Here is a 23,309-nt window from a genome sequence, read left to right as displayed (position 1 = left end):
AGGCTCCCTGTCGTCAGACGTCATCGCACGCCATCCACCCTCTCCCAAACCGGCGAACCTTCACGGACAGAGCACTAGAGATCTTTAAGGGTGCGGGTTACGTGGGGTCGTGACGGTTGTCGTGGGCTGCGCTATGCCGGAGGGATGAGGTATCCCGATGGCGGAGGGCTGACCGCTGAGGAGCGGGTGCGGCGTGAGCGGGTCCGGTTGGCGGCCGCTGATCTGATCGAGGCGGGGGCCAGTGACCGGGAGGTGGCCCGGCGGTTCAGGGTGACTCGGATGTCGGCGAACCGGTGGCGGCGTGCGTTGGCTGCGGACGGTCGGCAGGCACTGGTCTCCAAGGGTCCTGGCGGTGCCCGCTGCAAGCTCGATGCGGGTCAACTGCGTGTTCTGGAAGTGGTATTGGACGCCGGTCCTGCCGCTGCTGGCTGGAGCGACCAGTGCTGGACTCTGGCGAGGATCGCCGAGGTCGTGCGCCGCCGGTTCGGCGTCGAGTACACCCTGGCCGGGATGGACCTGCTGCTGCACCGCATCGGCTGGAGCGTCCAGGTCCCCTCCCGCAAGGCGACCGAGCGCGACGAGGCGAAGATCGCCGCCTGGAAGGACGAGCAGTGAGCGTTTTCAGCGTTGCTTCTCCAGGGTGAGGACGGCCTTGGTGATGACGCTTATGCGGTTGGGACTGATGCGGGATCTGCGGAAGATCTGCCAGGACTTCAGCCGTGCCATGCCTCGTTCGACAGGTGCCCGGGCCACGGACAGGGCCCGGTTCTCCGTCCGCTCGGTCAGGGTGAGTTCGCCGTTAGGCGGACGGCGCTTGGCGGTGGTGACGCAGTCGCCCGCACCGATGTAGGCCATGTCGGCGAGGATGGGGACACCCTGGCGCGCGCAGATCCGGAGGATCTTGTGGGTGCGGGCGGCCGTCAGATCGTGGGTCCGGCCCGGCAACTCCGGCGACAGCCACAGAATCTCACCGGCCGGGTCCGTGACGACCTGCACGTTCACCCCGTGCCGCTTGTGTTTCGAGGAGTAGTCGGCCCTGCCGTCGCCGACGCGGTCGCACTCGGCGAGCGTGCCGTCCAGGAGGACGAAGTCCGGGTCGTGCACGCGCAGCGTCTTCAACAGGCCCGGCGCCTGCTCGGCGAGCAGACCGGTGACCGCGGTGACGTAGGCGTGGGCGGTGCCGACGGATATCCCGAAGGCTCTGGCGATACGGGCGAGGGTGTCATGGCGACGCAGGTACACGAGTGCGACCAGCGCACGGCGGTGCGGCGGGAGTTTGCACCGCCGGTCACCCTCACGGGTGACGATGAGCATCGTGACCCACTCGACCAAGGCGTGAGGCAGGTCGAGTGCGGCAGGATATGGAACCAACAGGGCTCCTGTGCTGCGGAGTTGAGACGTCGAACACCTCCCTCAACGGCACGGGAGCCCTGTCCGTTGCGCATCCCGACCTCACACCGCCCCCGTCACTCGATCAGTGGCCGCACTGAAAACGCTCAGTGGCCTGTCATAAAAGACGGCGGCGGACCTGGGCGCCTGGCTCTGCTTCGAGGACGAAGCCGGCCAGGGGCTGAGGCCGCCCAAAGGCCGTACCTGGGGCCGCCGAGGCCACACACCCGTCGTGCGGGTCACCGCCGCGGGCACCAGACGTGTCTCCATGGCCGCACTGATCTGTACCAAGTCCGGCCACCGGTCCCGGCTGATCTACCGCATCCACCTCGACCGCGGCCCCGCCAAAGGCCGACGCAAGGGCTTCAACGAGACCGACTACGCCCGCCTGCTCGACGCCGCACACCAGCAGCTCGGCGGCCCGATCGTCCTGGTCTGGGACAATCTGAACACGCACGTCAGCCACACCATGCGGCAGCTGATAGACGCCCGATTATGGCTGACTGTCTACCAACTGCCGGCGTACGCACCCGAGTTCAACCCGGTCGAGGGCGTCTGGTCACACCTGAAACGGTCCCTGGCCAACCTCACCAAACACAGCCTCGACCAGCTCACCGCGCTGGTGAAGAACCGGCTCAAACGGATGCAGTACCGACCCAGCCTCATCGACGGCCTCATCGCCAAGACCGGCCTCGACTTCCAACCGCCGTAACCTCAGCCATTGAAGATCTCTAGTTACGCTTTTGGGTCAAGGCAGCAAAAGGCGTCATTGCTTCAGCGTAGAAAAGTCTGAAGCCGTATCTGTCCATTTCCCGCTCGCGCTCTTCTTCGTCGGCCTCTTTTCTCCTCTGGAAGTGAAAGGAGGATATAGATGAATCAGTAGTGGAATCCTCGGGTGTGACCGACCACCATGTGGTTACATACCTGGGGCGACGCGTCACGTTGACTATGTTGTTATTGTGGCGCACCTTACTGTGATAAATGAGACTCTCCTCACAGTCTCGGGGAGGGCAGTAGAAGCGCCCCTCTCGTTTATCCCATGAGCGGTGCGGGTATGGAAATTCCCAATCATTGATTCTGCCCTTGTCTTTCCTCATCAGACCTAGCGAGAAATAGATCTCCAGAGAGTTGTAATTCGCCTCTCTGGGGATATGGATCAGTCGCTCTGCGGTGTACTCGGCGCCCGGATCAAGCGTGCTCCCGGGCGCAACGAAGCGACCTGCGGTTATGGTTTTATAGTCTGGTAGTCTTGCGTACCTTGCGCTATCTGTTTCTTCCTCCATCGCCTTTTTCGTATCTTTCAGTCCGCTACTGTTGTCCGAAAGCTCAACTACATGACCCCACACAGAGTAGTCATCATTGATGATGTAGGCCGGAACCTTACCCTTGTTTCGCGCGCGCAGGGTCAAGGGAACTTCTATAAATGAGGTCCGAGGGTCCACGGTTGGTTCGCCGAATTTCGCCTCCAGGCTGATCAATAGTGGCTGGGAAGCGGGTTGGTACATGCTGGAATAGGCCAGATTTGCGCTGGCTATGATGGCCGTAGTAGTGATACCGGCAGCGAAACTTTTGGGATGCGGTATTCCCATCCATGTCTTTTCGAGAATAAGTAGCCAGAGGGCCCACAATGACCAGAGCCAGAGTGGGAAATATGCCAGCAGATAGGGTGTGTACTCCCTTTCCTGGAGCCAGAGGAGCATAAAAAGACTTTCGGCAGCCAGGGCTATAAGCGTTCCGAGCAGCACTGTGGCGCCTGAATACCTCACGCGTCGCTTTCCCCAGTGATCGAGTACAGCCGGCGCGGCCGCACCTTGAACCACCCCAGCGAACACGAATAAGAATCCGGTGACTCGGCCCGCAAAAGTCAGGCCTTCCAGCATGTCCGGCATTCCGATGACGACGAGCAGGGTCATAGATCCAAGTAGTCCCGCCACCATAAGCGCGATTGTGAGGCGCCTTCTGACGGTATGGTCTGGCCACGTTTTGCCGTCGCCCCCGCACCAACGTATGAATTTTGCTTTTTCTAGATCCGTGTCGTTCGGGTAATCGAGGTGCTGAAGAGTCCGCCGCAGGCCCTTCAGCGACCAGGCGCTGCCTACCGGTCTCCCACCGATGCTAACCGCACGCAACCCGCGACTATCGGGAGGCTCGACAGTCACCTCAGGCCCGTTCTCCATATGATTAGACTTGACGGGAAATTTGGCGGGCGCAATCAGAGCTACGCCGTATGATGCGGCTGTCTGGGTGTCAGAACACCCCCCGCCCTCTGCTCAGGGCCCGCGACACCCGCTTCCTGCGGTGAGCACTCCGTGGTGCGGGAAGCAGTTGTCGAACCGCTTGTAGTGAGCGAATGGGACGAGGCCATCCCTGCCCGCCGCGGGGAGTGTGTCTTCGCGGCTCGTTCGGGCGCGGGCGGTGTCGGACCGTCCCTGCTTGCGCAGAGAGCACACTTCTTCACCTGCAATGTTCGCGCGACAGGCCTCGGTCGCTCAGCACATTCATCGAATCCAGCAAATCGCCTATGACGCCTGCGGGGGCCCGCAGTCCGTTTCCCCTGCCTGCTGGTCGACGGGACCATCCTCGCGGGGGCGGGAACAGCGTGATCCCGCGTGCGTACGGTCTCCACGAGGTCAGCGGGCAAGCGATGCGTAGCGCTCGCAAGCGGGTGGGTAGCGCGGCGCGTATACCGTGCGGGATACTCCGGGTATGGCTGAAACCACTGTGAAGGTCGATACGAACACCAGGGACACGCTGCAGGGCCTCGCCGCTGCCGAAGGTCTGTCCGTGAAGGCCTACCTCGCGAAGCTGGCTGGAGAGAAGGAGCAAGAGCGGGCCTTGCAGACGGCGACTGCCGCTTTCCGCCGCGTGATCAGCGAGCCCGGCGTCATGGACGCCTTCGATGCCGAGTTCGGCGGGCTGCCGTCTGTCGCACACCGCAACCGCCGGGCGGCCTGACCTGTGCCTCCCGTCGTGTACGTCGACTACCGGTGGTTCCTCGAGCGCCAGGAAGAGATCCTCCGGGACGACCTGACCGTCAACGACTTCTCTGTGCTTGTCGGCATGGCTCAGCGCCACCGGGTTGACCCGCCCCGGCATGACCAGCACGGTCCCGACGCCTTCTGGCGGGCTGCCGTCATGCTGGAAGAGTGCGTGCTGCTGCGCCCGCTTCCGGCCCGCAACGAGGTCTATGGATACGGCGTCGCCATCGCCTACCTAGAGGCCTGCGGAGACCGCGTGGACACGAAGTTCGAGCTCTGGCGGGAGCTGATCTACGACATCCGCGAGCTGCGGCTGGACTCGTACAGCATCGCCGAGAGGCTGCGATCCTGGCGCCAGGCCTGACCCTGACCGGCCCTGCGTACGCCCGGTGCCTCGCGCCGCGGCCCGGCGTGGCCACGTCCGTGGGGCAGGGCAGGGAGCGACGCAGTTGACTTCTCGGTAGCGCGGTCCTGGCTCGGCACCGGCGAGCCCCTAGGCTCCGTCCGGTGGAGACGTTACTGATCATCACGGCTGCCGCCCTGTGGGGCGGTGGCGCGGGCGTGCTCATACCCCGTCCTGCGTACCGGTTCTCTGTTCCGCCCGAGGAACCCTGGCGGTCGGCATGCCCGGCCGGCCATCCCCTCACCGGGACGGGCGGCGGCTGGCTGGGGCGTGCTCGCTGCGCCGCGGGGGACACTTTCGGGCCGAGCGCCCTCGCCGTCGCCTTCGCCACGGCCGTGGTGTGCGTTCTTCTTGCCGCCGCCACTGTTGCCCGCCCCGAACTGGTGGTCTGGCTGCTGCTCGTCCCGGCCGGCGTGCTGCTCGCCGCCGTCGACTTCACGGCGCACCGGCTGCCGGACGTGCTCACCTTGCCGCTCGCTGCGGGCGCGCTCGTCCTGCTCGGCGTTGCCGCGATGCTGCCCAGTGCCGGCGGCAGCTGGACCTCCGCGCTGCTCGGCTCCCTCATCCTGGGCGCCTGCTACTTCGTGCTCTTCCTGCTCAGCAAGGGCTTCGGGTTCGGCGACGTCAAGCTCGCCCTCGTCCTGGGCGCTGTCCTGGGCTGGTACGGCTGGGCGATCGTCGTGGTCGGGACCTTCGCCGGGTACGTGCTGGGCGCTCTGTACGGCATCGTCCTCGTCGTCACGGGCCGGGTCAGCCGGAGAACCAGGATCCCGTTCGGCCCGTTTCTTCTCGCCGGGGCGTTCGCCGGTGTGCTCCTGGGCTCCTGCACCCGTTGATCCCCATGAGACGAGGCGGGCGGGACCCGCCAGGGCCTCGCCCGGAGATGTCAGGGGCGGCGGGCGAGCAGTACGTCGAAGCGCGCGTGCTCGATCAGGACGCCCGCGTCGGCGTGTTCGGTCAGCAGGGCGAGAGCGCGCTCCTGGAACTCCTCCAGTTGGTTGCCGAACAGGGGACGGGCGGCGAAGGACGTCGAGTACAGGTAGCCGATGACCGTCTGCGGGGTCCAGGGCCGTTCGACGGGGATGGTGTGTTCCTCGACGTCGGCGAAGGCGGACTCGATCAGGATGTCCCGGTAGGGGCGGTCATGGGTCGCGTAGGTCTTGTCCTTGCCCGCCCTGCGTTCGCTGCCGGTGTATTCCTGGATCAGGGACCGCAGGGCGTCCGTCCATGCCGAGCGGGCGGTCCAGAGGCTGCCGTCCCCCATGACGGCGATAGTGGCGTCCTTGACCGTGCAGCCCTCCAGCAGCGACAGCACGGCCGGCTGGTCCATCCAGTGGAAGGCTCGGCAGATGGTGACCGTGTCTGCTGCCCAGTGGGCGTAGGGCGGGGTGAAGTCCTCGGCCGGGTTGTTGTGCAGGCGAACCGTTGTGGCGGGCAGTCCGGCCAGCGCCTTGTCGGCTTCCCCGAGCATGCCGGGGTCTCGTTCGACAACGTCGATCTCGGCGAAGGCGGTGTGTAGGGCGGCGGGCACTTGTCCTGTTCCCGATCCGAGGTCGAGGAGGACCGCGTGCTGCTTGCTGGCTACCGTCTGGCTGAGCAGGTGGACGGCAGCCTCGGGGATGCCGGGGCGGTAGGTGGCGTAGTAGGGGGCGGTGTCAGCGAACTCGCTCATGCTGTTCTCCATGTGGTGGGAAGAGGCCCGATGACAGCCCGCAGATGCGAAGACGGCGTCCTGCCCACTGCGTGGGCAAGATCGTGACCGAGCGACCCCGCAGACGCAGGTACGACGACATCTCGTCCGTCAACGACGGTCTTTCAATCCGCGGACGTGAGCGATGTTCCTGGTCTCAAGGCAAAGGCTTAGGCGGATGCAAGCTGGAGGAGTTCCGGAACGCCCTGTGCGTGGGCGTAGGGCTGGAAGCGGGGGAGGAGGTCGTTGATGACGCTGACGCAGCGGGGTGCGCCGATGCGGCGGGCCAGGAGCAGCGACTGGGTGGCGGCGGCAGCGGCGGGTTCGGGTTCCTTCTGGTCGAGGTAGCTGGTGGCGCGGTAGGCGAGGAACACGCCCCGGGTTTTGTCCCGGGCGGCGGGCAGCAGGCGTTCGCCTTCGGTGATGAGCTGGTGGGCGCGGCCGGTGTCGCCGAGATCGAGGAGGGCCTGGCCGGAGTCCACGGCGAGGTCGGCTTCGGATACCCATGCGCACCAGGCAGGCCGGTCGTCACCGGCGTCATTGAGGTGCTGCTCGGCGGCGGAGAGCGCGCGCAGGACAGCCCGCGGTTCGCCTTTCTCGCCCTGTGCGGCGAGGGTGCGGGCGAGGCGCAGTTGGAGCAGGCAGCGTGCGGCCGGGTTGTCGGCGCGGGTCAGGGCGTGCTCGAGGATGTGGGTTGCGGTGGTGTGGTCGCCTCGCCAGGCGGCTTGGTAGGCGAGGTCGCTCAGGAGGCCGGCGCCCATGTCGTGGTTGCCTGCGGCGTGGGCGTTGTGCAGGCCGGCGATCCAGTACTGGCTGGCGTGGGTGTGGCGGCCGTGGTCGAAGCGGTGCCAGGCGATGGTCTGGGACAGGGAGGCGGCCAGGGTGTGCAGGCGCAGTCCGACGGTGGGGGTGTAGCGGCCGTGTGCGAGCCGGTCGGTCACGGTGGACAGGCAGGCGTCCAGGAGTGCGGGGGTGTGCTGGCGTTCCTCGGTGGGCAGGTCGGCGAGGCTCTGGGCGGTGTTCTCCAGGAGTTCGACGAAGTCCTCGCCGATTGGCCTGCCGTCGCGGTCCGGCGCGAGGGCGGTGGCGGGGCCTGTTGCCCAGTCGGCGGCCAGCGCGGACAGGGCGGCGCCGGAGATCGTCAGGAAGGTGCGGCGTTCCATCACTGTTCGCAGGGCCTCTCTGAGGGCGGGCACGAAGCTGTGGGGGCCGAGTGGGACGACGCCGTCGGCGCTGAGGGGCAGCCAGTTCGGCCAGTCGTCGGCGCGGACGATGTCCGCGGGTTGGCCGAGGGCTTCGGCGATGTAGATCTGGGATTCCTCGTTGGGCCGGACGCCGCGCTGCCATTTGCGTATCCGGGCCACGTCCGCGCCTGAGCGCAGACCGCGCCGGGCGGCTGCGGCGCGGATGCCGCGGACGAGGTCATCCATCGTCATACCGAGCGCGATGCGCGCCGCGGCGAGCGGGTGACGGGTGGTGTCTTCCACCCTTTCAGTCAATCACTCAGTGCACTGGGATGGTGACCGTTCGCGGAAGGCGGGACCCCTGCGGGACCCCCTCCAACTGGTCGACGGAGTCGAACAGTTGAGCCCATTCTCGTTGTGTCACCCACCTGAGGAGGAACCCATGGAGCAGTCCAAGTCCGGTATCGCAACGGCCGGTGCAACGGCGTCGGCGGAGGAAACGACGGAGATCACGGGGGCTGTGGTGGTCGCCGTCGACGTGGAGGACGAGGAGTAGTCCCTTCCCGCTCGTGCCCGGGCGTCCCTCCCTCCTCGCCGGTTGCGCGGGGTGTGGGGGAGGGGCGCCCTCCTTGACCGTGGAGGTCGCAGTGATTCATGTGTTCGTCGGACCGACGCTGGCGCGGTCCGAGCCTCTCCTGGCCGCGCCGGGCGTGCGGGTGTGGGCGCCGGTGGGGCACGGGGACCTGTTCGATGCTGCAATCCGGGACGGCGACACAGCGGTGATCATCGACGGGGTGTATCACCAGGCTCCGGCGCTGCGCCACAAGGAGATCCTGGCCGCGATGGGCCGGGGGGTCCGGGTGATCGGGGCGGCGAGTATCGGTGCGCTACGGGCTGCTGAACTCACCCCGTTCGGGGCGCTAGGCATCGGCAGCATCTATGCCGACTACGCCTCGGGGAAGATCGACGGGGACGACGAGGTGGCGGTCGGGCAGGCCCCGGACGGGCAGTGGGACGCGTTGAGCTGGCCGGTGGTCAACCTCCGGCACGTCCTCCACCTCGCCGTCTCGGCCGGAGTCTTCGACGGCGAGCGGGCTGCCGGGTTGCTGGCCGGGCTGCGCAGGGTCTACTACCCGCAGCGCACCACGGCCGCAGTGCGAGCGGTCTGTCGCCGCCAGGGCGAGACGAAGTTCGCCGGCTGGCTGGCCGAACAGCGCGAGCACGACCGGCACTTCGGCGACCTCAAGCGCGCCGACGCCCTCGCGGCCGTGCGCAGCGCACTGGCAGGCCGGGCGGCGCAGGCTGGCGTCCGGCCGACTCCTGCGGTGTGGGAGACGATGTACTTCCGGCGCTGGTCCAACGCCTTCGCCCGCACCCGTCGCGACGGGCTGGAACTGTCTACCGAGGACCGCCTCGTCTACCAGCAGGTCTTCGACCCGGCGTTTCACGAGACGTGGACGGCCTACCTCGAGCACCGCTCGCTCCAGCCCGCCGACGGCGCCGCGGCTCTGCCGCTGGCGCAGCGGCTGTCCCAGGCCAGCGGCGAGGACCTGCCCGCTCACCGCGTGTTCCACCCTGTGATCGACCTGCGGGACGAGGCAACCGTGACCTTGCTGCTGGCAGGGGAGACCGAGATGGACCGCCAGGCGGTCGCCCGGTATGCAGACACTCTCGCGCGGGCCCGCCACACCCGGGCCGGCTTCTCGACCGCGGCGGTGCGCGACGACCTCACCCGACGGCTCCTGCTGCGCGTGTGGAAGTGCACTGAGCAGCAGTTCGACGTGGAGGCGTCCGCACGTGGTCTGGAGTCCGGTGCGCGGGCCGTCGCGGCGGCCAAGCGGCTCGTGCCCGGGCTGCTGGAGGAGATGAATGAGGCGCCGGAGCGGACGGAGATGACCTGTGGTGAGCGTTGACGAGCGAGTGGCGCTTCCGGGCACCGTGCGCGCCCGGCCGCCCGAACAGACGTGGGAGGCGGTGGCCGGCCAGCTGCCGGAATTCGGTATCACACGGGTGGCCGACCTGACCGGCCTGGACTGCATCGGACTGCCTGTCTGGACGGCGATCCGGCCTGCCTCACTGACCCTGAGCACGTCCCAGGGCAAGGGCGCCAACGCGCTGCTGGCGAAACTGTCGGCCGTGATGGAGGCGATCGAGCTGTGGCACGTCGAGCAGCCGCTGCCCGTCGTAGCCCGCGGCCCGGCCGCCGAGGTCGCCCCCCACTGCCCCATGGCCGCGCTGCCGCTGACCGTCCCCAACCCAGCGCGCGTCCTGTCCCGGATGGTGTGGGAGTGGACGCCCGCCACCGGTCTGCTGGGCGGCGAAACCATGCTGCTGCCGGTCGATCTCGTCCGGCGCCGGGTACAGCGGCCGCAGTGGAGCCCCGACCTACTGCGCGCCACCAGCACCGGCCTGGCGTGCGGGAACAGCCGGAACGAGGCACTGCTGCACGCCCTGTTCGAGGTGGTGGAGCGGGACGTGCTGTACCGGGACGGGCAGGCAGGTGGGCAGCGGCGGACCCTCATCGCGCCCGGGACGGTCGATGACCCGCACGGCCGGGAGGTGATCGACCGGCTGGCGGCCGCGGGCATGGCCCTGGAGGTCGCGCTGGTGGCCGGACCGTACGGGCTGCCGGTGTGTGTGGCCTACCTGTGGTCGGAGGACTATCCGGTCGTCTTCGCCGGCGGCGGCTGTCACAGCGACCCGGCGATCGCGCTGACCCGGGCCCTGACCGAGGCCACGCAGTCCCGCCTGACTGCCATCGCCGGAACCCGGGACGACCTGCCCAGCGACCCCCCGCCCACGCGCCGCATCCCGCCGGACTCACACCGTGGCCGCAGGCGACGGAGCGCTTCAACCCACCCATCGCCGGCTTCGCCGAACAAGCCCGAACTGTGGCGCAGCAGGTCGCACGCGTCAGCGGCCACGAGCCAGCCGTCCTGGACCTGTCCGGCCCGGACTGTCCGGTCCACGCCGTGCAGGTCGTCTGTCCCGGCACCCGCTCGCGTATCAGGAGGTCGATGCCGAGATGACGTACCCCGTCACCACAGCAGTGCCGCCGTCCGTGTCCGGCGAGCGGCGCTCCGCCCAGTACGACGCCTTCCATACCGCCCGCACCCACACCGATCTGGTCTCCCGCCTGTACGCCGAGGCGATGGGAGAGGACTACCCGGCCGAGGTCGCCGCCTCCAGCTCCTGCGACTGGCCGCTGCTGGGGCTGATGACCGTTCGGCTGCGGATGCCCCCAGACCGGCTCCTGGTGGATGCCGGCTGCGGCACTGGCGGCATCGGCCTGTGGCTGGCCCGCGCCCTCGCCGTCCGCCTCGCCGGCTTCGACCTGTCCCCGGTCGCCGTCACCCAAGCCACCGGCCGCCGCGCCGACTTCCTCGGCACCGGCACCAACCGGGCCGCCTTCCGCGTCGCCGACCTGGAAGACACCGGCCTGCCCGACTCCAGCGCCCACGGCATCGTGTGCGTGGACGCACTCGGCCGCGCGCACGACCGGGACGCGGCCCTGCGCGAGCTCGGCCGCGTCCTGACCCCGGGTGGCCGGCTGGTCCTGACCCGGGCTTCGCGGCAGGCCATAGCCCCTGCCTGGGAGGGGCAGGCCCGCGCCGCCGGCCTCACCGTGGAACACGTGGACGAGCGCCCCGCCGAACCCGCCACGTGGGACCGCCTCTACCGGCTGTGGATCGGCCACTCCGCCGAACTGCGGCGCGAGCTGGGCGAGGTCGCGGCGCAGAACATGCTCCGCGAAGCGCACCAGGTGCTGCCCACACTGCCAGACCGCCGCGCCGTCCTGCTCACCCTGCGCCGCACGGTGAACGTTCCGGCCGGGGCCGGTGGGGCCGATACGATGTGCGGGCTCGCCCGCCGCCCCGGTGACGGGCCCGCGTCCAGCGAGAGGACCCCGAGTTGAGCCAGCACCGTATCGCCCGCGCGGCGGTGTTGTCGGCCGGGTCCTGGGGCACCGCCGTCGCCAAGGTCCTGGCCGACGCCGGCACCGACGTCATCGTGCACGCGCGCCGGGACGAGATCGCCGACGGGATCAACGCCCGTCACCGCAACCCCGGCTACTTCCCCGACGTGGAGCTGCCCGTCTCCCTGTCGGCCACGACCGACCCTGCCGCCGCGCTGGACGGCGCCGACTACCTGGTGCTGTCCATCCCCGCACAGTCCTTGCGGGCCAACCTCGCCGCGTGGGCACCGCACATCGGGCCCGCCACAGTGATCGTGTCGCTGATGAAAGGCATCGAACTGGGCAGCGGCCTGCGGGCGAGCCAGGTCATCACCGAGGTGACCGGCGTGAGCGCGGACCGGGTCGCGGTGCTGTCCGGCCCGAACCTCGCCGCTGAGATCATGGCCGGCCAGCCGGCCGCGGCCACCGTCGCCTGCCCCGACGAGAACGCCGCCCAGCGCTTCCAGCAGGCCTGCCACACCTCCTACTTCCGGCCCTACACCAGCACCGACGTCATCGGCTGCGAGCTGGGCGGGGCGGTGAAGAACGTCATCGCGCTGGCGGTCGGTATCGCCTCGGGCAGGGGACTGGGCGACAACGCCGGCGCGATGCTCATCACCCGCGGCCTGGCGGAGACCACCCGGCTGGCTGTGGCCATGGGTGCCCACCCGGCCACCCTCGCGGGCCTTGCCGGCCTGGGCGACCTCGTGGCCACCTGCACCTCCCCGCTCTCCCGTAACCGCACCTTCGGCACCCACCTCGGCCACGGCCTGAGCGTCGGGCAGGCGACAGTCGCCACCCGGCAGACCACCGAGGGCGTCAAGTCCGCCGAGGCGATCCTCGCCCTCGCCCAGGTACACGGCGTCGAGATGCCGATCACGGAAGTGATGTCCGCCCTGCTGCACGAGAAGGTCACCCTCGACCAAGCCGCGGCCGCGCTGATGCAGCGGCCTGCCAAGCCCGAGCGCTGACCCCCGGCGCCCCGGACTGCGGGGACGCCCACCCCTCACACCTTCACCCTCCCCACTCGGAGGCTCCCGCCATGCACGTGTCCGTGCTGTCCGCTGTCCAGATCACCGTCACCACCGCCCTGGCCGCGTGGATGGCCACCGGCTTCACCCGCCTGCCCGGCCGCTGGCTGCGCTGGAAGATGTTCTGCCGCGCCACCTTCACGATCATCTCGCTCACCGGCACCACCAAGGACGGGCGCACCGAGCCCGTGAACGTCTACGACTACCTCTCCCCGGGCTCCTTCATCCTCGGCCCGCCTCAACTCCAGGCGGTCATCGACCATCTCGCCCGCAGCGGCCGCTACGACCGGATCGACGGACACGGCCGCATCCTGTCCGCGCCCGGCGAGCAGCCCGTCGAGGTGAGGGACAGCCATGTGGTTCTTTGACGCCCTCACCTCCGGCTTCCAGCACCCCACCGACCCCGGTCGGCTCCAGTGGTTCCGGATCGTGTTCGGGACCGCGTGCACCCTGCGGTTCGCCCTCGCCTTCGGCCAGGGCGGCTGGAACCGGTTCGCCCCCGGCTCGCTCAGCTCCCATCTGGCAGAGCAGCGCTTCGGACCGGGCAGGGCCCGCTGCCTGATCACCGGCTACCGTCCCGCGCTGATCGTCCGGACCGCCGCCGCTCTCGCCCTGGGCTCCGGCACCTTTACCCGTCCGGCGCTCCTGCTGGTCCTGGCCGGCGCCGCCATGGAACTCCTCTACCTCAAGAGTCCCAACGCCGTCCGCTACACCCTGCTGACCGGCGCCTGCCTCCTGCTCGCCGGAAACCTCGGCCACGGCCTGCACATCGAACACAGCCGGAGCACGGCGAACACCTGGGCTCAGTGCCTCCTCGTGCTGATCACCACCGACATCTACTGGAACAGCGCCTGGCAGAAAATCCGTTCCCCCCAATTCCGCAGCGGCCTCTACCTCGCCCAGTGGGTGCACGTCTTCACCCAGGTCCGGGAACAGCTCCCCTACCGGCGCCAGTACGCCGTCCCAGGTCTCGTCCGACGCCACGCGGGCAACCTCACCGACCGGGACATCCGCCTGTGGCGCGCGGTCGCCGCCAGCGTCATCACGGCCGAGATCGCGCTGCCCCCCGCACTGCTCATACCGCAGACAACGCCCTATGCCATCGTCGCCGGCATCACCATGCACGCCGTCTTCACCTGCCTCAAGCCCCGCCAGCTCCTCACCTTCTCCGGGCTCACGATCGGCACCTACCTCGCCTTCGCCGTCTGACTGAGGCATTTCAACTCAGCGTGACGCGGCCAGGTGAAGGGTGAGGACTGCCTGCACGAGGCCGGTGATGCGGGTGGTGCTGCACCGCAGTTTTTGCAGGAGGCGCCAGCTCTTCAGGGTGGCCATGGCCTGTTCGCCGACGGCGCGGATGCGCACGTGGGCGACATTGACGGCCTGCTGGCCGACGGGGAGGTTGCGGAGTTTGCCCCAGAGGGGCACCCGTAGGGTGCCGCCAGCGCCCTGGTAGCCCTTGTCGCCGTAGCAAACAGGCCGGCCTCGGCCAAGGCTTCCACGTCTCCGACCCGCCTCCGAAAGAAACGCTCGCACCGAACTGGAACGTTGCCCCCACCGACAACGTGTGGGCCGTCCTCGAGCGAGCACCCCGCGACAGCGACAACGGCACCGACGTTCTGCGAGAGCTGCGGTCGCTGCGCTGGGGGCTGGTGCCGCCGTGGGCCAAGGACGTGAAGATCGGCTCCCGCATGATCAACGCACGGGTGGAGACCGTCCACGAGAAACCTGCCTACCGCCGCGCGTTCACCCGCCGCCGCTGCCTGCTGCCCGCCGACGGCTTCTACGAGTGGGAACAGATCAAGGACCCCGGCACCGGCAAGACCCGCAAGCAGCCCTACTTCATCCACCCCGAAGACGACCAGGTGATGGCCCTCGCTGGACCCTACGAATACTGGCGCGACCCAGCCGTCAACCACGACTACGACCCGGACGCCTGGCTGGTCACCTGCACCATCATCACCACCGAAGCCACCGGCGCAGTCGGCCGCGTCCACCCCCGCATGCCGCTCGCCCTCACCCCCGACCACTACGACGCCTGGCTCGACCCCACCCACCAGGATCCCCACGACCTGCGCGCCCTCCTCGGACAGCCCGCAGGCGGCCACCTCCACGCACGCCCCGTCCCCACCAAGGTCAACAACGTCCGCAACAACAACCCGCACCTCGTCGACGAGGCCACCAGCTAGCTAGGAACCTCGCCGGCCGGAAGCGTGGACCGCGAGGGCCGCTGGATAGATCACGTTGTGTCCGTACCGGGATCGGGCGCGGTCAGCGACGGCTTCGAGAGCGAGAGGCTTGTCGTCGCCCTGGTCGAGGGTGAGCTGCCGGGTGGCCTGCTCGTCAGGGCGCAGGGCGTCGGCGCGCAGGGCGATGCTGCGGACCCGGGCGCGCTGGAGCCCGAGGGAGTCATAGATCCCATACGCCGCTCGGGCCAGCAGGACGGTGTGGTGGGTGGCTTCGGTCAGGGTGCGGCCGCGGCGGGTGGCGCTGTGGTCGGCGTAGCGGACGGTGCAGGTCAGTCCGGTGGCGATCTGGCCGGAGTCGCGCAGGCGGGCGCCGAGCTGGTCGGCGAGAGCGAGCAGGGCCCGCCGGTGCTGGGCGGGATCGAGTTCGTCGCGGGCGAAGCGGTGCTCGGTGCTGATGCTCGCCGGCGCCGGGGTGGGATCGACGCTCGTGGTGTCGCGGCCGCGGGCGCGTTCGTGCAGGGCGCGTCCGGCCCGGGCGCTGAGGAGGCGCTGAAGGGTGAGCTGGGGGACGTCGGCGATGTCGCCGACGGTGTGCAGGCCGTACTCGGCGAGGGTGGCCGCCGCTTTCGCGCCTACGCCGGGCAGTTCCCCGACCGGACGGGGACGCAGGAAGGCGCTGATCGTCTCAGGGGAGTCGTCAATGACGGTGCGCCGACCGGGACCGGTGAGCGCGCAGGCCATCGCGGCGAGCATCCGGTTCGGTGCCACGCCCGCCGAACTGCGCAGGCCAAAGAAGGCGAGCGCACGCAGCTGGACCAGCTCCGTCACGCTGCGGGCGTCACGCTTCCAGTAGGGGAGTGCGCCGGTCAGATCGAGGACGGCCATGTCGGGTTCGATCAGTTGCACGCGGGGCGTGAAGTCCTCCAGCAGACGGCGCAGGCGCTCGGGGAGTTCTGGGTCCGGGTCGGCCGGGAGGACGAAGCGCAGGTGGAGGATGCAGCGGCCGCTCATATCGATCACCCTGCGCTTCCCTGGGAGCGGTGCCCGAGCCGCCGCAGGTCGGCGGAGCGGGTGCCGGCGGGCTGGAGGTCGGCGTAGGGGTGGAGCCGAGCCCCGGCCGTGCCGTCGGCGAGCGTGCGCTGGGGCGTGGCCGGCTGGGCCGGGGTGGGGGCCGGGCCGGTCTGGCCGAGGAGGTCGAGGGCGGCCTGGGGCCCGTGGTCGCGGCGGGCCGCGGCCACCTCATCCAGATCCCAGGCCATCTCGCCAACGACGGTGCGCCGCGGGCCGCGGGCCTCGACGGTTCCGCGCACCAGCAGCAGGCCGGAGTGGAACACGGTGTGCGCGCAGGCTTCGTGGGAGTCTTCGAAGAAGGCGATGTCGACCAGGCCGGAGCCGTCCTCGAGCGTGGTGAAGATGACGCGCTTGCCGGACGGGATCGGCGGGGTCTGCGTGGAGGCCCGCACGCCTGCGACGAGAACCTTCTGCCCCGGCACCATGCGACGCAGGCGGGCGGCGTCGGTCGCGCCGAGCTCACGCAGCAGCCGGTGATGGTGCTCCATCAGATGCCGGCTCACGTCGATGGAGAGGGCGTCTAGTTCTGCGCCGAGCTTGTCCCGGCTGGTCATGTCCGGCAGCCCGCTCGGCTCCGCAGTCAGCAGTTCGCCGCCCAGCGGCAGCTGCCCGTCGGTGGTGGTGCGGTTGCGGGACTGCCGGTGCAGTTCGGTGGCCTGCAGCAGCAGGTCCCGCCGGGTCAGGCCGGGGGAGAGGGCCTCGAGCGCGCCGATGCGGATCAGGCGCTGCGCGAGCGGCAGCGATGGACGGGCGCGCAGCCACAGGTCCTGAAGTCCGGTGTAGGGCTGGCCCGCCACCAGACGGGCTACCTCGGCTTCGCTGATGCCTTTGACCGTGGTGAACGCCAGGCGTACACCCCTGCCCTGTGCGGTTTGCTCCACGCTGTGGTGGGCGCGGGAGTGGTTGACGTCGACGGGCAGCACGGGCACGCCGTGGCGGCGGGCGTCGGCGACGATGACCCGACGCGGCCACATCCCCGGATCATGCTCCAGCAGTCCCGCGTACAGATACGCCGGGAAGTGCGCCTTCAGATAGGCGGACTGCAGGGCGGGGACGGCGAAGGCGACCGCGTGTGCGCGGCAGAAGCCGTACGCGCCGAAGGAAGAGACGATTCCCCACACCTCGTCCAGCACGTCTTTGGTGTAGCCGCGTTTGTCGGCCGTGCGGCGGAACCAGGTCTCGACCTTCGGCAGCCGGTTGGGGTCGGCCAGGGCGCGGCGGGCGATGTCGCCGGCGGCGCGGTCGCAGCCGGTCATCTTCGCGAGGATTGCGATGATCTGCTCGTGCCAGATGACGACGCCATAGGTGTCGTTGAGTACTGGTTCCAGGTCCGGGTGCGGGTAGTTGGGGGCGGCGCCGTGCCGGGCGGCGATGTAGAGCGCGGGCATGCCCCCGGACACCGGTCCCGGACGAAAGAGGCTGATGTCGGCGACGACGTCCTGCATGTGCCGGGGCTGGAGGCGGCCCACCAGATCCTGCTGCCCGGGACTTTCGAGCTGGAAGAGACCGATGGTGTCTGATGCCCGGATCATCTCGAAGGCTCGCTGGTCGTTGAGGTCGACGTGGTCGGGATTGTCCAAGTCGAGCGCGCGGCCGGTCGTGCGGCGGATCTCGGCGACCGCGTACGCCATCGCCGACTGCATCCGCACCCCGAGCACGTCGAGTTTCAGCAGGCCGAGGTCTTCGACGTCCTCCTTGTCGGCCTGCACCATCGCGTAGCCGGCCGGCGTCGGCTGCACCGGCAGCCGCTCCAGCAGCGAGGCGTTCGACAGGATCACCCCGCACGGATGCATGGCGTAGCCGCGCGGCAGCGCGTCCAGGCCCTCGGCGAGCTCCCACAGCTGCCCGAACTTCTCCGCCCGCGCGGAGAGCTGCCGCAGCTCCGGCAGTTCGGCCAGGGCGGAGCGGATGTCGCGGGCGCGGATGTGCGGGAAGCTCTTGGCGACGTCGCCGATGACCTGCGGCGGGATGCCGAGAGCGAGCCCGGTATCGCGCAGGGCGTGCCGGGCCCGGTAGGTCTCGGGCATGCCGGTGACCGCGGTCCGCTCCTTCCCGAACCGCTCGATGATCGCGTCGTACACCTCCAGGCGCCGCTCTGACTCCACGTCGAGGTCGATGTCCGGAAGCGACGTACGACGCTCACTGAGGAAGCGCTCGAAGAGGAGCCGGTGCTCGAGGGGATTGGCGGTGGCGACGAACAGCGAATGGTTGACCATGCTCCCGGCGCCGGAGCCGCGCGCGGCGACCCGGATCCCGAGCGCCCGGGTGTCCGCCACCACCTGGGCCACGGCTAGGAAGTAGCCCTCGAAGCCCAGGCGGCCGATGACGTCCAGCTCGTATTCGAGCTGCCGTCGCGAGCGCTCATCTCGGTCCAGGCCTCGGGCGACCATGCCGGCCTCGCACCGCTGGCGCAGCAGCCGCATCGCCGAACCCCGCTCGCCAGTGGCGCCGACGACGGACGGTTCGGGAAAGTGCGGCCGCCCCAGCCCCAGGTCCGCCGGGGTGAGCGTGCACGACTGGCCCGTGGCCTCGGTCTCCGCCAGCAGCCGCCCGGCCCGGGTCCGGTCGTCGCCCACAGCCTGGGCGATCCGCTCGGCCACCGCGGCCATGCCGGCCGGGTCCTTCAGCCACCGCTCGCCGCCGTCCAGGTATCGACGGTCGACGGGCCGCAGCAGACGGGCGGCGTCCAGGACATCGGCCAGCCGGTGCTGTGCGGGATCGGCGTAACGGACCGCGTTCGTCAGCACCACCCGCACCCCGAGCTGATCGGCCAAGCCCACGGTGCGCGCGGCCAGCCGCAGCGAACCCGCACCGGTGCCCTGACCTCCCAGAAACACGCCCTCCAGCCGCAGCCGCTCCCCGGCCAGCTCCCGCCACGGCGCGAGCAGCCGCTCGGCGACATCGGGGCGGCCCGCGGACAGCGCCCGCACCGGCTCAGAGGCAGGGCCGAGCAGCACCACCAAGTCCTCGTCGGCGTACGCGCGCAGAGCAGGCCAGGAAACGACGGGCAGCGCACCGTCGGCTTCGGCATGCGCGGCGGACACCAGGCGGCACAGCCGCGCCCACCCAGCCGCGTTCTGCGCGAGCAGGGTGATCCGCAGCGGTGGCTCGATCACGTGGGCGCCACCACGTGCGGGTGTACGTGGCCGTCCGGCAGAGGGGCCCGGCGGGGTCAGCGGGGCGACGGCGATATCGACACCGAAGACGGGGCGGATGCCGGCGGCCGCGGCGGCTTTGGCGAAGCGGACGGTGCCCGCGACGGTGTCCCGGTCGGTCAGCGCGAGCGTCGTCATCCCACGCTCAGCGGCCCGATGGACCACGGCCGCGGGAAGAGAGGCGCCGTAGCGGGCGGAGTAGCCGGACGCGACGTGCAGATGAGTAAATCCACGGCCCCACACCTCCAGCCTTTCGCTTGCCCCTCCCTGACCTGTGACCTCTCCAGGTATCCACCATAACGCTTAATCGCGCAAACGTTCGATTGCAGGGATCGATGCCATCCCTCCGGGAAGAGGACCAAGGGCTGGGGCCTCGCCGTGAGGACCAATCCCCGCCTGTGCCGCGCGTCACACGCCAGTAGGCGGGGGAGGCAGGTCCCGGGGACGGACCCATCAGGTCCGACTGCTCGAGGGGTCGGGGCTGGAGAGGCCACCCCCAACGTCTCCTCGCTGTCGCGCGCGACAGCGAGGAGGATCATCGACAGACTGGCGCGACATTCAGAGAAGGGCACGATGACGACTTCGTACCTCGTCCGGTTGAGGTTCGAAGCTGACGGGCCGGCCGTAGAAGGCGAGTGGGCGCTACCAGGCCCCGCTGAGGACCGGTACACGGAGTGGGTCGGGCTCTACACAAAAGACCCGAAGGTCGAGGTCCACCTCATCGAGAAGACGGGCGCTCGGGAGCGGGTGCTTCGGACGTGGACGGCGCAGCGCGAGAACACGCCGTAGGACATGCGCGTCCGGCGAGGTGTCGGAACCCCCTGCACGGCCGACATAGGATCCGTCGTCGTGGCACACACATTCGAAGAACTGGTGGAGATGCAGAGACTGGCCGACGAGGCGCACAGCCGGGTCCTGGAACTGGGAGATACCTATGGCCGGCCCACGGTGACGCCGTGGACTGCGCAGCAGACCGAGACATACGAGACGGCCTGGCAGCACTGGCGGGATCTGGCCACGCAGGCCCAGGCCGCCGTCACCGCCCACGCCAAGGAGCAGGACAAGCCCCGCTTCGGCATCGAAGCTGCAGTACGGGCCAAAGCCTGGCATCCGGAGCAGGCCGCAGCCTAGAGCGGCAAATCCGCTCCACGGGCAGCTCGTGCGAAGAGGATCGAGCGCGCCACCAGTCCCACCCTGCCACGAAGCAGGGAAGACGAAGTGCGCCGCTGAAGGCGCGCTCCGCAGCCCCTTACCCGGTCTACTGCCCGCGTCTTTGTGGCGAAGTCCGGCCATGGCGTGCACGCCGCCGGGAGGAGGGTCATGGTGCGACGCCTACGTCCCCTGACCGCCCTGCGCGCCGCTTGAGTCCCCTGCGTTAGCGCCGCGGTTCGGGGCGTTCCCCGGGCTTGACGGTCACGATCTCCACGCCGGTGCAGCCAGCCGTCTCAAGCGCGGCCTTCTGCCGCTGGGCGCTGGGCTCGTCATAGGCGACGGCGGAGCCGCAGGGCAGGCCGTCGGTGTCGGTCCAGGTGAGTCCGAAGTTCTGCATGGTGTGCCGGTGGGATCCCGCTTCACCCCCGGGTAGATCCCCCTTGCTGGGCCCTGCCGTCCCGTGGGCGGCGGGGCCCGCCGCGCCTCCCGGCTCCCCACGGGAGGCATACGGCTGCCCGGGTGCAACTGGTGCGGGCCGCGCGCACCCCTCGTAGGCTCGAACTGCTCGGGGCCTGCTGCGGAGGTCTCCCATGCCCCGAACCATCTGGTCCGGCGCCATCTCGTTCGGCCTGGTCACCGTCCCCATCCACGTCCAGTCCGCCACCGAGAACCACTCAATCCAGTTCCACCAGTACCACCTGGAGGACATGGGCCGGATCCGCACCCGCAAAATCTGCGAGCTCGAGGACCGCGAGGTGTCGAACACCGAGATCGGCAAGGGCTACGAGTACGCCAAGGACCAGGTCGTCGCCATCAGCGACGAAGAACTGCGCGACCTGCCGCTGCCGACAGCGAAGGCCATCGAGATCGACGCCTTCGTCGCCGCGGACGACATCGACCCGATCCGGATCGGCGAGGGCTACTACCTCTCCCCCGACGGGCAGGTCGCGGCCAAGCCCTACAAGCTGCTCCGCGAGGCGCTGGCCCGCTCGTCGAAGGTGGCCATCGCCAAATACGCGTGGTCCGGGCGCGAGCGGCTCGGCATGCTACGGGTCCGCGGCGACGCCATCGTCCTGCACGCCATGCACTGGCCCGACGAGATCCGCGACCCCTCCGAGCTCCTCCCGCCGCCAGTGGACGTGTCCGAGGAGGAGATCAAGGGCGCGCTCGCCCTGATGGAGTCCATGTCCCGCGACGACCTCGAAGGCGACGACTTCAAGGACACCTACACCGAGGCCATGGAGAAGATCATCGAAGCCAAGCGGGAGGAAAAGCCGCTCCCCGAGATGCCCGAGCCGGAAATGCCAGGCCGCGTCCTCGACCTGATGGCCGCGCTCGAGGAATCCGTGTCCAAAGCAAAGGCATCCCGCGGCGAGAGCGCTGATGTGCACGAGCTGCCGAGGCCGAAAAAGAAGACGGCTGCGAAGAAGACCGCGGCAAGGAAGCAGCCGACCAAGAAGAGCGCGGCGAAGAAGACGGGCACACGGCGGCCCAGGAGCGCCTGAGTCGCCCGTCGGTGGCAAGTGTGGGCAGGGCGCCTCGCCAGGATTAACAGCCACCGGCGTCGGCCTGACCTGCTTCCCCGCAGTTGTCAGCCTCGCTGTCAGGTGACGACGCTGTGGCCTGGGGTTCTTATCGCTGTCTCAGGCTGCGTCGCTTGGCTGCCGTCTCAGAGGTGTGTCATTTCCTCAGGCTGAAATTCGAGAGACCGCATCGGCCCCGGACTCTTGTCTGCGACCTCAGCCACGCCAGGGTGACAATGGTTGAGGCATCATTGCCGCCGATCTCCGTGTGCGTCGGCTCAGTAGTGGTGAGGCCAGGGTTGGGCCTCGCGCCGGGTGGCGTGGATGGAGCCGAGGAGATTGAGGGCCTGGGCGCTGGGGCTGCCTGGTTCGGCGTGGTAAATGACGAGCTGCTGGCCGGGCGCGTCGCGTACGTCGAAAGCCTGGTAGGTGAGGGTGAGGGGGCCGACCTCCGGGTGCAGGAATTGCTTGGCGTCCTGAGTCTTGCCGCGCACGGTATGGGAGTTCCAGAGGCGGGCGAAGTCCGCACTGTGCTCGGTAAGAGTGCTGACGAGTTCGCGGAGCCGTGGGTTGTCCGGGTCGAAGCCGGCCGCCTGGCGCAGATTGGCCACGGTCGCCTGGGCCGCCTGACCCCAGTCCGAGTAGAAATTACGACTCGCGGGGTCGATGAAGGTCATGCGGGCCAGGTTGTCCGCCGGTTCGAACGGGGCATAGAGGGCATCGGCCAGTACATTGGCGGCGAGGAGGTCCAGGGTCCGGCTCATGACGAACGCTGGAGTGTTCGGGTAGCCGTCCATCAACTGGCGGAGCGCGGGACTGACCCGCTCGGCGGCGTGTACGGCAGGCCGGTCGCTCGGTGTGGCCCCGGCCATCCGGTACAGGTGCGCACGGGCATCCGCGTCGAGGCGCAGCGCGCTGGTGAGCGCTTCGAGTACCTGGGGGGAAGGGTGGCGCTCGCGCCCTTGTTCCAGGCGGGTGTAGTAGTCGGCGTTCACTCCGGCCAGGACGGCGACCTCCTCGCGACGCAGTCCGGGGACTCTGCGGGCCCCGTAGCTCGCCATGCCGACATCCTCCGGCCGCAGGCCGGCGCGGCGTGCGTACAGAAAGTCTCCCAGGTGGTTGTCGCCCATGTGTTCAGGCTAGGCGGCGGACCGGTGGGCTGCCTGGGTGTGCCGCACCCAGGCAGCACGCGTCCTGGTTGATGGCCGCTGACCTGCCCAGACTCGGTGGAGCAGGACAGAACCGCACCAACCGAGGAGAGGAGCCGCCATGGCCAGGACCGCTGGAGACGACAACGCCGACGTTGTCGGGATGTGGGTGACCGCAGACGGACATATCCGTCAACAGTTGCTGCCGGACGGCCGCTACGACGAAGCCCGCGGCGAGCGGCGCAACGCGTACACGGGCCGGTACACGGTGACCGGCAGCCACCTGCACTACATCGACGACACCGGGTTCACCGCGACGGGCGACATCCGGGACGGAGTGCTCTACCACGAGCACCTCGTGCTTTACCGGGAGCAGAAGTCGCCTTGACAGAGTCCGCGCCGAGACACCCAGTCAGCGTCAACAAGTATCAAGGACCATTT

General features: G+C 69.1%; 22 protein-coding genes and 4 pseudogenes. 17 read left to right on the top strand and 9 right to left on the bottom strand.

What is annotated here, in order from left to right; translation table 11 throughout:
* Nucleotides 1-144: 144 nt before the first annotated feature.
* Together ACFVYS_RS26875 and ACFVYS_RS26870 are read left to right on the top strand one after the other, a co-directional pair.
* Nucleotides 145-321, top strand: a pseudogene (locus ACFVYS_RS26875) (helix-turn-helix domain-containing protein); the annotation flags it as partial.
* 81 nt (nt 322-402) lie between these two features.
* Nucleotides 403-615, top strand: coding sequence for a winged helix-turn-helix domain-containing protein (locus ACFVYS_RS26870; protein ID WP_389506111.1), 213 nt, complete (start codon nt 403-405; stop codon nt 613-615).
* 6 nt (nt 616-621) lie between these two features.
* Here the strand turns inward: ACFVYS_RS26870 and ACFVYS_RS26865 are convergent, their stop codons facing one another.
* Nucleotides 622-1,371 (bottom strand): transposase family protein, encoded by a 750-nt coding sequence (locus ACFVYS_RS26865; protein WP_389505986.1) that lies wholly within the window; start codon nt 1,369-1,371, stop codon nt 622-624.
* Between the two features lie 157 nt (nt 1,372-1,528).
* On the opposite strand from ACFVYS_RS26865, the gene ACFVYS_RS26860 reads away from it, so the two are divergent.
* Nucleotides 1,529-2,101, top strand: coding sequence for a transposase (locus ACFVYS_RS26860; protein ID WP_389506109.1), 573 nt, complete (start codon nt 1,529-1,531; stop codon nt 2,099-2,101).
* Between the two features lie 19 nt (nt 2,102-2,120).
* Here ACFVYS_RS26860 and ACFVYS_RS26855 read toward each other — a convergent pair whose 3' ends face one another.
* The gene (locus tag ACFVYS_RS26855) at nt 2,121-3,302 is read right to left on the bottom strand and encodes a hypothetical protein (RefSeq protein ID WP_389505984.1); all 1,182 of its coding nucleotides are present in this window, start codon (nt 3,300-3,302) and stop codon (nt 2,121-2,123) included.
* Nucleotides 3,303-4,095: 793 nt separating this feature from the next.
* On the opposite strand from ACFVYS_RS26855, the gene ACFVYS_RS26850 reads away from it, so the two are divergent.
* From ACFVYS_RS26850 to ACFVYS_RS26840, 3 genes are all read left to right on the top strand, one after another.
* Nucleotides 4,096-4,344, top strand: a complete 249-nt coding sequence (locus ACFVYS_RS26850) for an antitoxin MazE7 (protein WP_389505982.1) — start codon at nt 4,096-4,098, stop codon at nt 4,342-4,344.
* 3 nt (nt 4,345-4,347) lie between these two features.
* Nucleotides 4,348-4,731, top strand: coding sequence for a toxin Doc (locus ACFVYS_RS26845; protein ID WP_389505980.1), 384 nt, complete (start codon nt 4,348-4,350; stop codon nt 4,729-4,731).
* Between the two features lie 143 nt (nt 4,732-4,874).
* Nucleotides 4,875-5,606 (top strand): prepilin peptidase, encoded by a 732-nt coding sequence (locus tag ACFVYS_RS26840; protein WP_389505978.1) that lies wholly within the window; start codon nt 4,875-4,877, stop codon nt 5,604-5,606.
* 50 nt (nt 5,607-5,656) lie between these two features.
* Here ACFVYS_RS26840 and ACFVYS_RS26835 read toward each other — a convergent pair whose 3' ends face one another.
* Together ACFVYS_RS26835 and ACFVYS_RS26830 are read right to left on the bottom strand one after the other, a co-directional pair.
* A complete protein-coding gene (locus ACFVYS_RS26835) occupies nt 5,657-6,442 on the bottom strand; it encodes a class I SAM-dependent methyltransferase (RefSeq protein WP_389505976.1) in 786 nt (261 codons plus the stop codon).
* A 188-nt stretch (nt 6,443-6,630) separates the two neighbouring features.
* On the bottom strand, nt 6,631-7,947 hold the full coding sequence (locus ACFVYS_RS26830) for an XRE family transcriptional regulator (RefSeq protein ID WP_389505974.1): 1,317 nt from the start codon (nt 7,945-7,947) through the stop codon (nt 6,631-6,633).
* Nucleotides 7,948-8,279: 332 nt separating this feature from the next.
* Here ACFVYS_RS26830 and ACFVYS_RS26825 point away from each other — a divergent pair, with 332 nt between their 5' ends.
* The 6 genes and pseudogenes from ACFVYS_RS26825 to ACFVYS_RS26800 all read left to right on the top strand — a co-directional run bounded on the left by ACFVYS_RS26825 (nt 8,280) and on the right by ACFVYS_RS26800 (nt 13,839).
* Complete coding sequence (locus ACFVYS_RS26825) at nt 8,280-9,557, top strand: TfuA-like protein (RefSeq protein ID WP_389506107.1); 1,278 nt, start codon at nt 8,280-8,282, stop codon at nt 9,555-9,557.
* Nucleotides 9,544-10,410: pseudogene (locus ACFVYS_RS26820) on the top strand (YcaO-like family protein); the annotation flags it as partial. The gene ACFVYS_RS26825 and the pseudogene ACFVYS_RS26820, both read left to right, overlap by 14 nt.
* A 259-nt stretch (nt 10,411-10,669) precedes the next feature.
* A complete protein-coding gene (locus ACFVYS_RS26815) occupies nt 10,670-11,560 on the top strand; it encodes a class I SAM-dependent methyltransferase (protein ID WP_389505972.1) in 891 nt (296 codons plus the stop codon).
* Complete coding sequence (locus ACFVYS_RS26810; protein ID WP_389505970.1) at nt 11,557-12,570, top strand: NAD(P)H-dependent glycerol-3-phosphate dehydrogenase; 1,014 nt, start codon at nt 11,557-11,559, stop codon at nt 12,568-12,570. Before ACFVYS_RS26815 ends, ACFVYS_RS26810 begins: the two co-directional genes overlap by 4 nt.
* 71 nt (nt 12,571-12,641) lie before the next feature.
* The gene (locus ACFVYS_RS26805; RefSeq protein WP_389505968.1) at nt 12,642-12,998 is read left to right on the top strand and encodes a hypothetical protein; all 357 of its coding nucleotides are present in this window, start codon (nt 12,642-12,644) and stop codon (nt 12,996-12,998) included.
* Nucleotides 12,985-13,839 carry a hypothetical protein gene (locus ACFVYS_RS26800; RefSeq protein WP_389505966.1) on the top strand — a complete coding sequence of 285 codons (855 nt, stop codon included), beginning with the start codon at nt 12,985-12,987 and terminating at the stop codon, nt 13,837-13,839. The genes ACFVYS_RS26805 and ACFVYS_RS26800 overlap by 14 nt, the downstream gene beginning before the upstream one ends.
* Before the next feature lie 15 nt (nt 13,840-13,854).
* Here the strand turns inward: ACFVYS_RS26800 and ACFVYS_RS26795 are convergent.
* A pseudogene (locus ACFVYS_RS26795) lies at nt 13,855-14,138 on the bottom strand (transposase family protein); the annotation flags it as partial.
* On the opposite strand from ACFVYS_RS26795, the pseudogene ACFVYS_RS26790 reads away from it, so the two are divergent.
* Nucleotides 14,127-14,819 (top strand): annotated as a pseudogene (locus tag ACFVYS_RS26790) (SOS response-associated peptidase); the annotation flags it as partial. The pseudogenes ACFVYS_RS26795 and ACFVYS_RS26790 overlap by 12 nt on opposite strands.
* Here ACFVYS_RS26790 and ACFVYS_RS26785 read toward each other — a convergent pair.
* Together ACFVYS_RS26785 and ACFVYS_RS26780 are read right to left on the bottom strand one after the other, a co-directional pair.
* The gene (locus tag ACFVYS_RS26785; protein WP_389505964.1) at nt 14,820-15,830 is read right to left on the bottom strand and encodes a hypothetical protein; all 1,011 of its coding nucleotides are present in this window, start codon (nt 15,828-15,830) and stop codon (nt 14,820-14,822) included.
* 5 nt (nt 15,831-15,835) lie between these two features.
* Nucleotides 15,836-19,288 carry a DNA polymerase III subunit alpha gene (locus ACFVYS_RS26780; RefSeq protein WP_389505962.1) on the bottom strand — a complete coding sequence of 1,151 codons (3,453 nt, stop codon included), beginning with the start codon at nt 19,286-19,288 and terminating at the stop codon, nt 15,836-15,838.
* Between the two features lie 330 nt (nt 19,289-19,618).
* Between ACFVYS_RS26780 and ACFVYS_RS26775 the strand changes: the two genes are divergently transcribed.
* Complete coding sequence (locus ACFVYS_RS26775; RefSeq protein ID WP_389505960.1) at nt 19,619-19,834, top strand: hypothetical protein; 216 nt, start codon at nt 19,619-19,621, stop codon at nt 19,832-19,834.
* Between the two features lie 60 nt (nt 19,835-19,894).
* A complete protein-coding gene (locus ACFVYS_RS26770) occupies nt 19,895-20,176 on the top strand; it encodes a hypothetical protein (protein WP_314223546.1) in 282 nt (93 codons plus the stop codon).
* Between the two features lie 244 nt (nt 20,177-20,420).
* Here the strand turns inward: ACFVYS_RS26770 and ACFVYS_RS26765 are convergent, their stop codons facing one another.
* Nucleotides 20,421-20,594, bottom strand: coding sequence for a hypothetical protein (locus ACFVYS_RS26765; RefSeq protein ID WP_389505958.1), 174 nt, complete (start codon nt 20,592-20,594; stop codon nt 20,421-20,423).
* Nucleotides 20,595-20,787: 193 nt separating this feature from the next.
* On the opposite strand from ACFVYS_RS26765, the gene ACFVYS_RS26760 reads away from it, so the two are divergent.
* Nucleotides 20,788-21,702 (top strand): Ku protein, encoded by a 915-nt coding sequence (locus tag ACFVYS_RS26760; protein WP_389505956.1) that lies wholly within the window; start codon nt 20,788-20,790, stop codon nt 21,700-21,702.
* Nucleotides 21,703-21,998: 296 nt separating this feature from the next.
* Here ACFVYS_RS26760 and ACFVYS_RS26755 read toward each other — a convergent pair whose 3' ends face one another.
* The gene (locus tag ACFVYS_RS26755; protein WP_389505954.1) at nt 21,999-22,850 is read right to left on the bottom strand and encodes a helix-turn-helix transcriptional regulator; all 852 of its coding nucleotides are present in this window, start codon (nt 22,848-22,850) and stop codon (nt 21,999-22,001) included.
* A 139-nt stretch (nt 22,851-22,989) separates the two neighbouring features.
* Here ACFVYS_RS26755 and ACFVYS_RS26750 point away from each other — a divergent pair, with 139 nt between their 5' ends.
* Entirely contained in the window at nt 22,990-23,256 is a 267-nt protein-coding gene (locus tag ACFVYS_RS26750; RefSeq protein ID WP_389505952.1) for an Atu4866 domain-containing protein, read from the top strand.
* Nucleotides 23,257-23,309: the final 53 nt, after the last annotated feature.

Source organism: Streptomyces sp. NPDC058295 (assembly GCF_042880655.1).
In the GTDB taxonomy this organism is placed as follows: domain Bacteria; phylum Actinomycetota; class Actinomycetes; order Streptomycetales; family Streptomycetaceae; genus Streptomyces; species Streptomyces coriariae.
The sequence above is the reverse complement of the archived record's forward strand: the minus strand, read 5'-3'. Positions and strand labels throughout refer to the sequence as shown.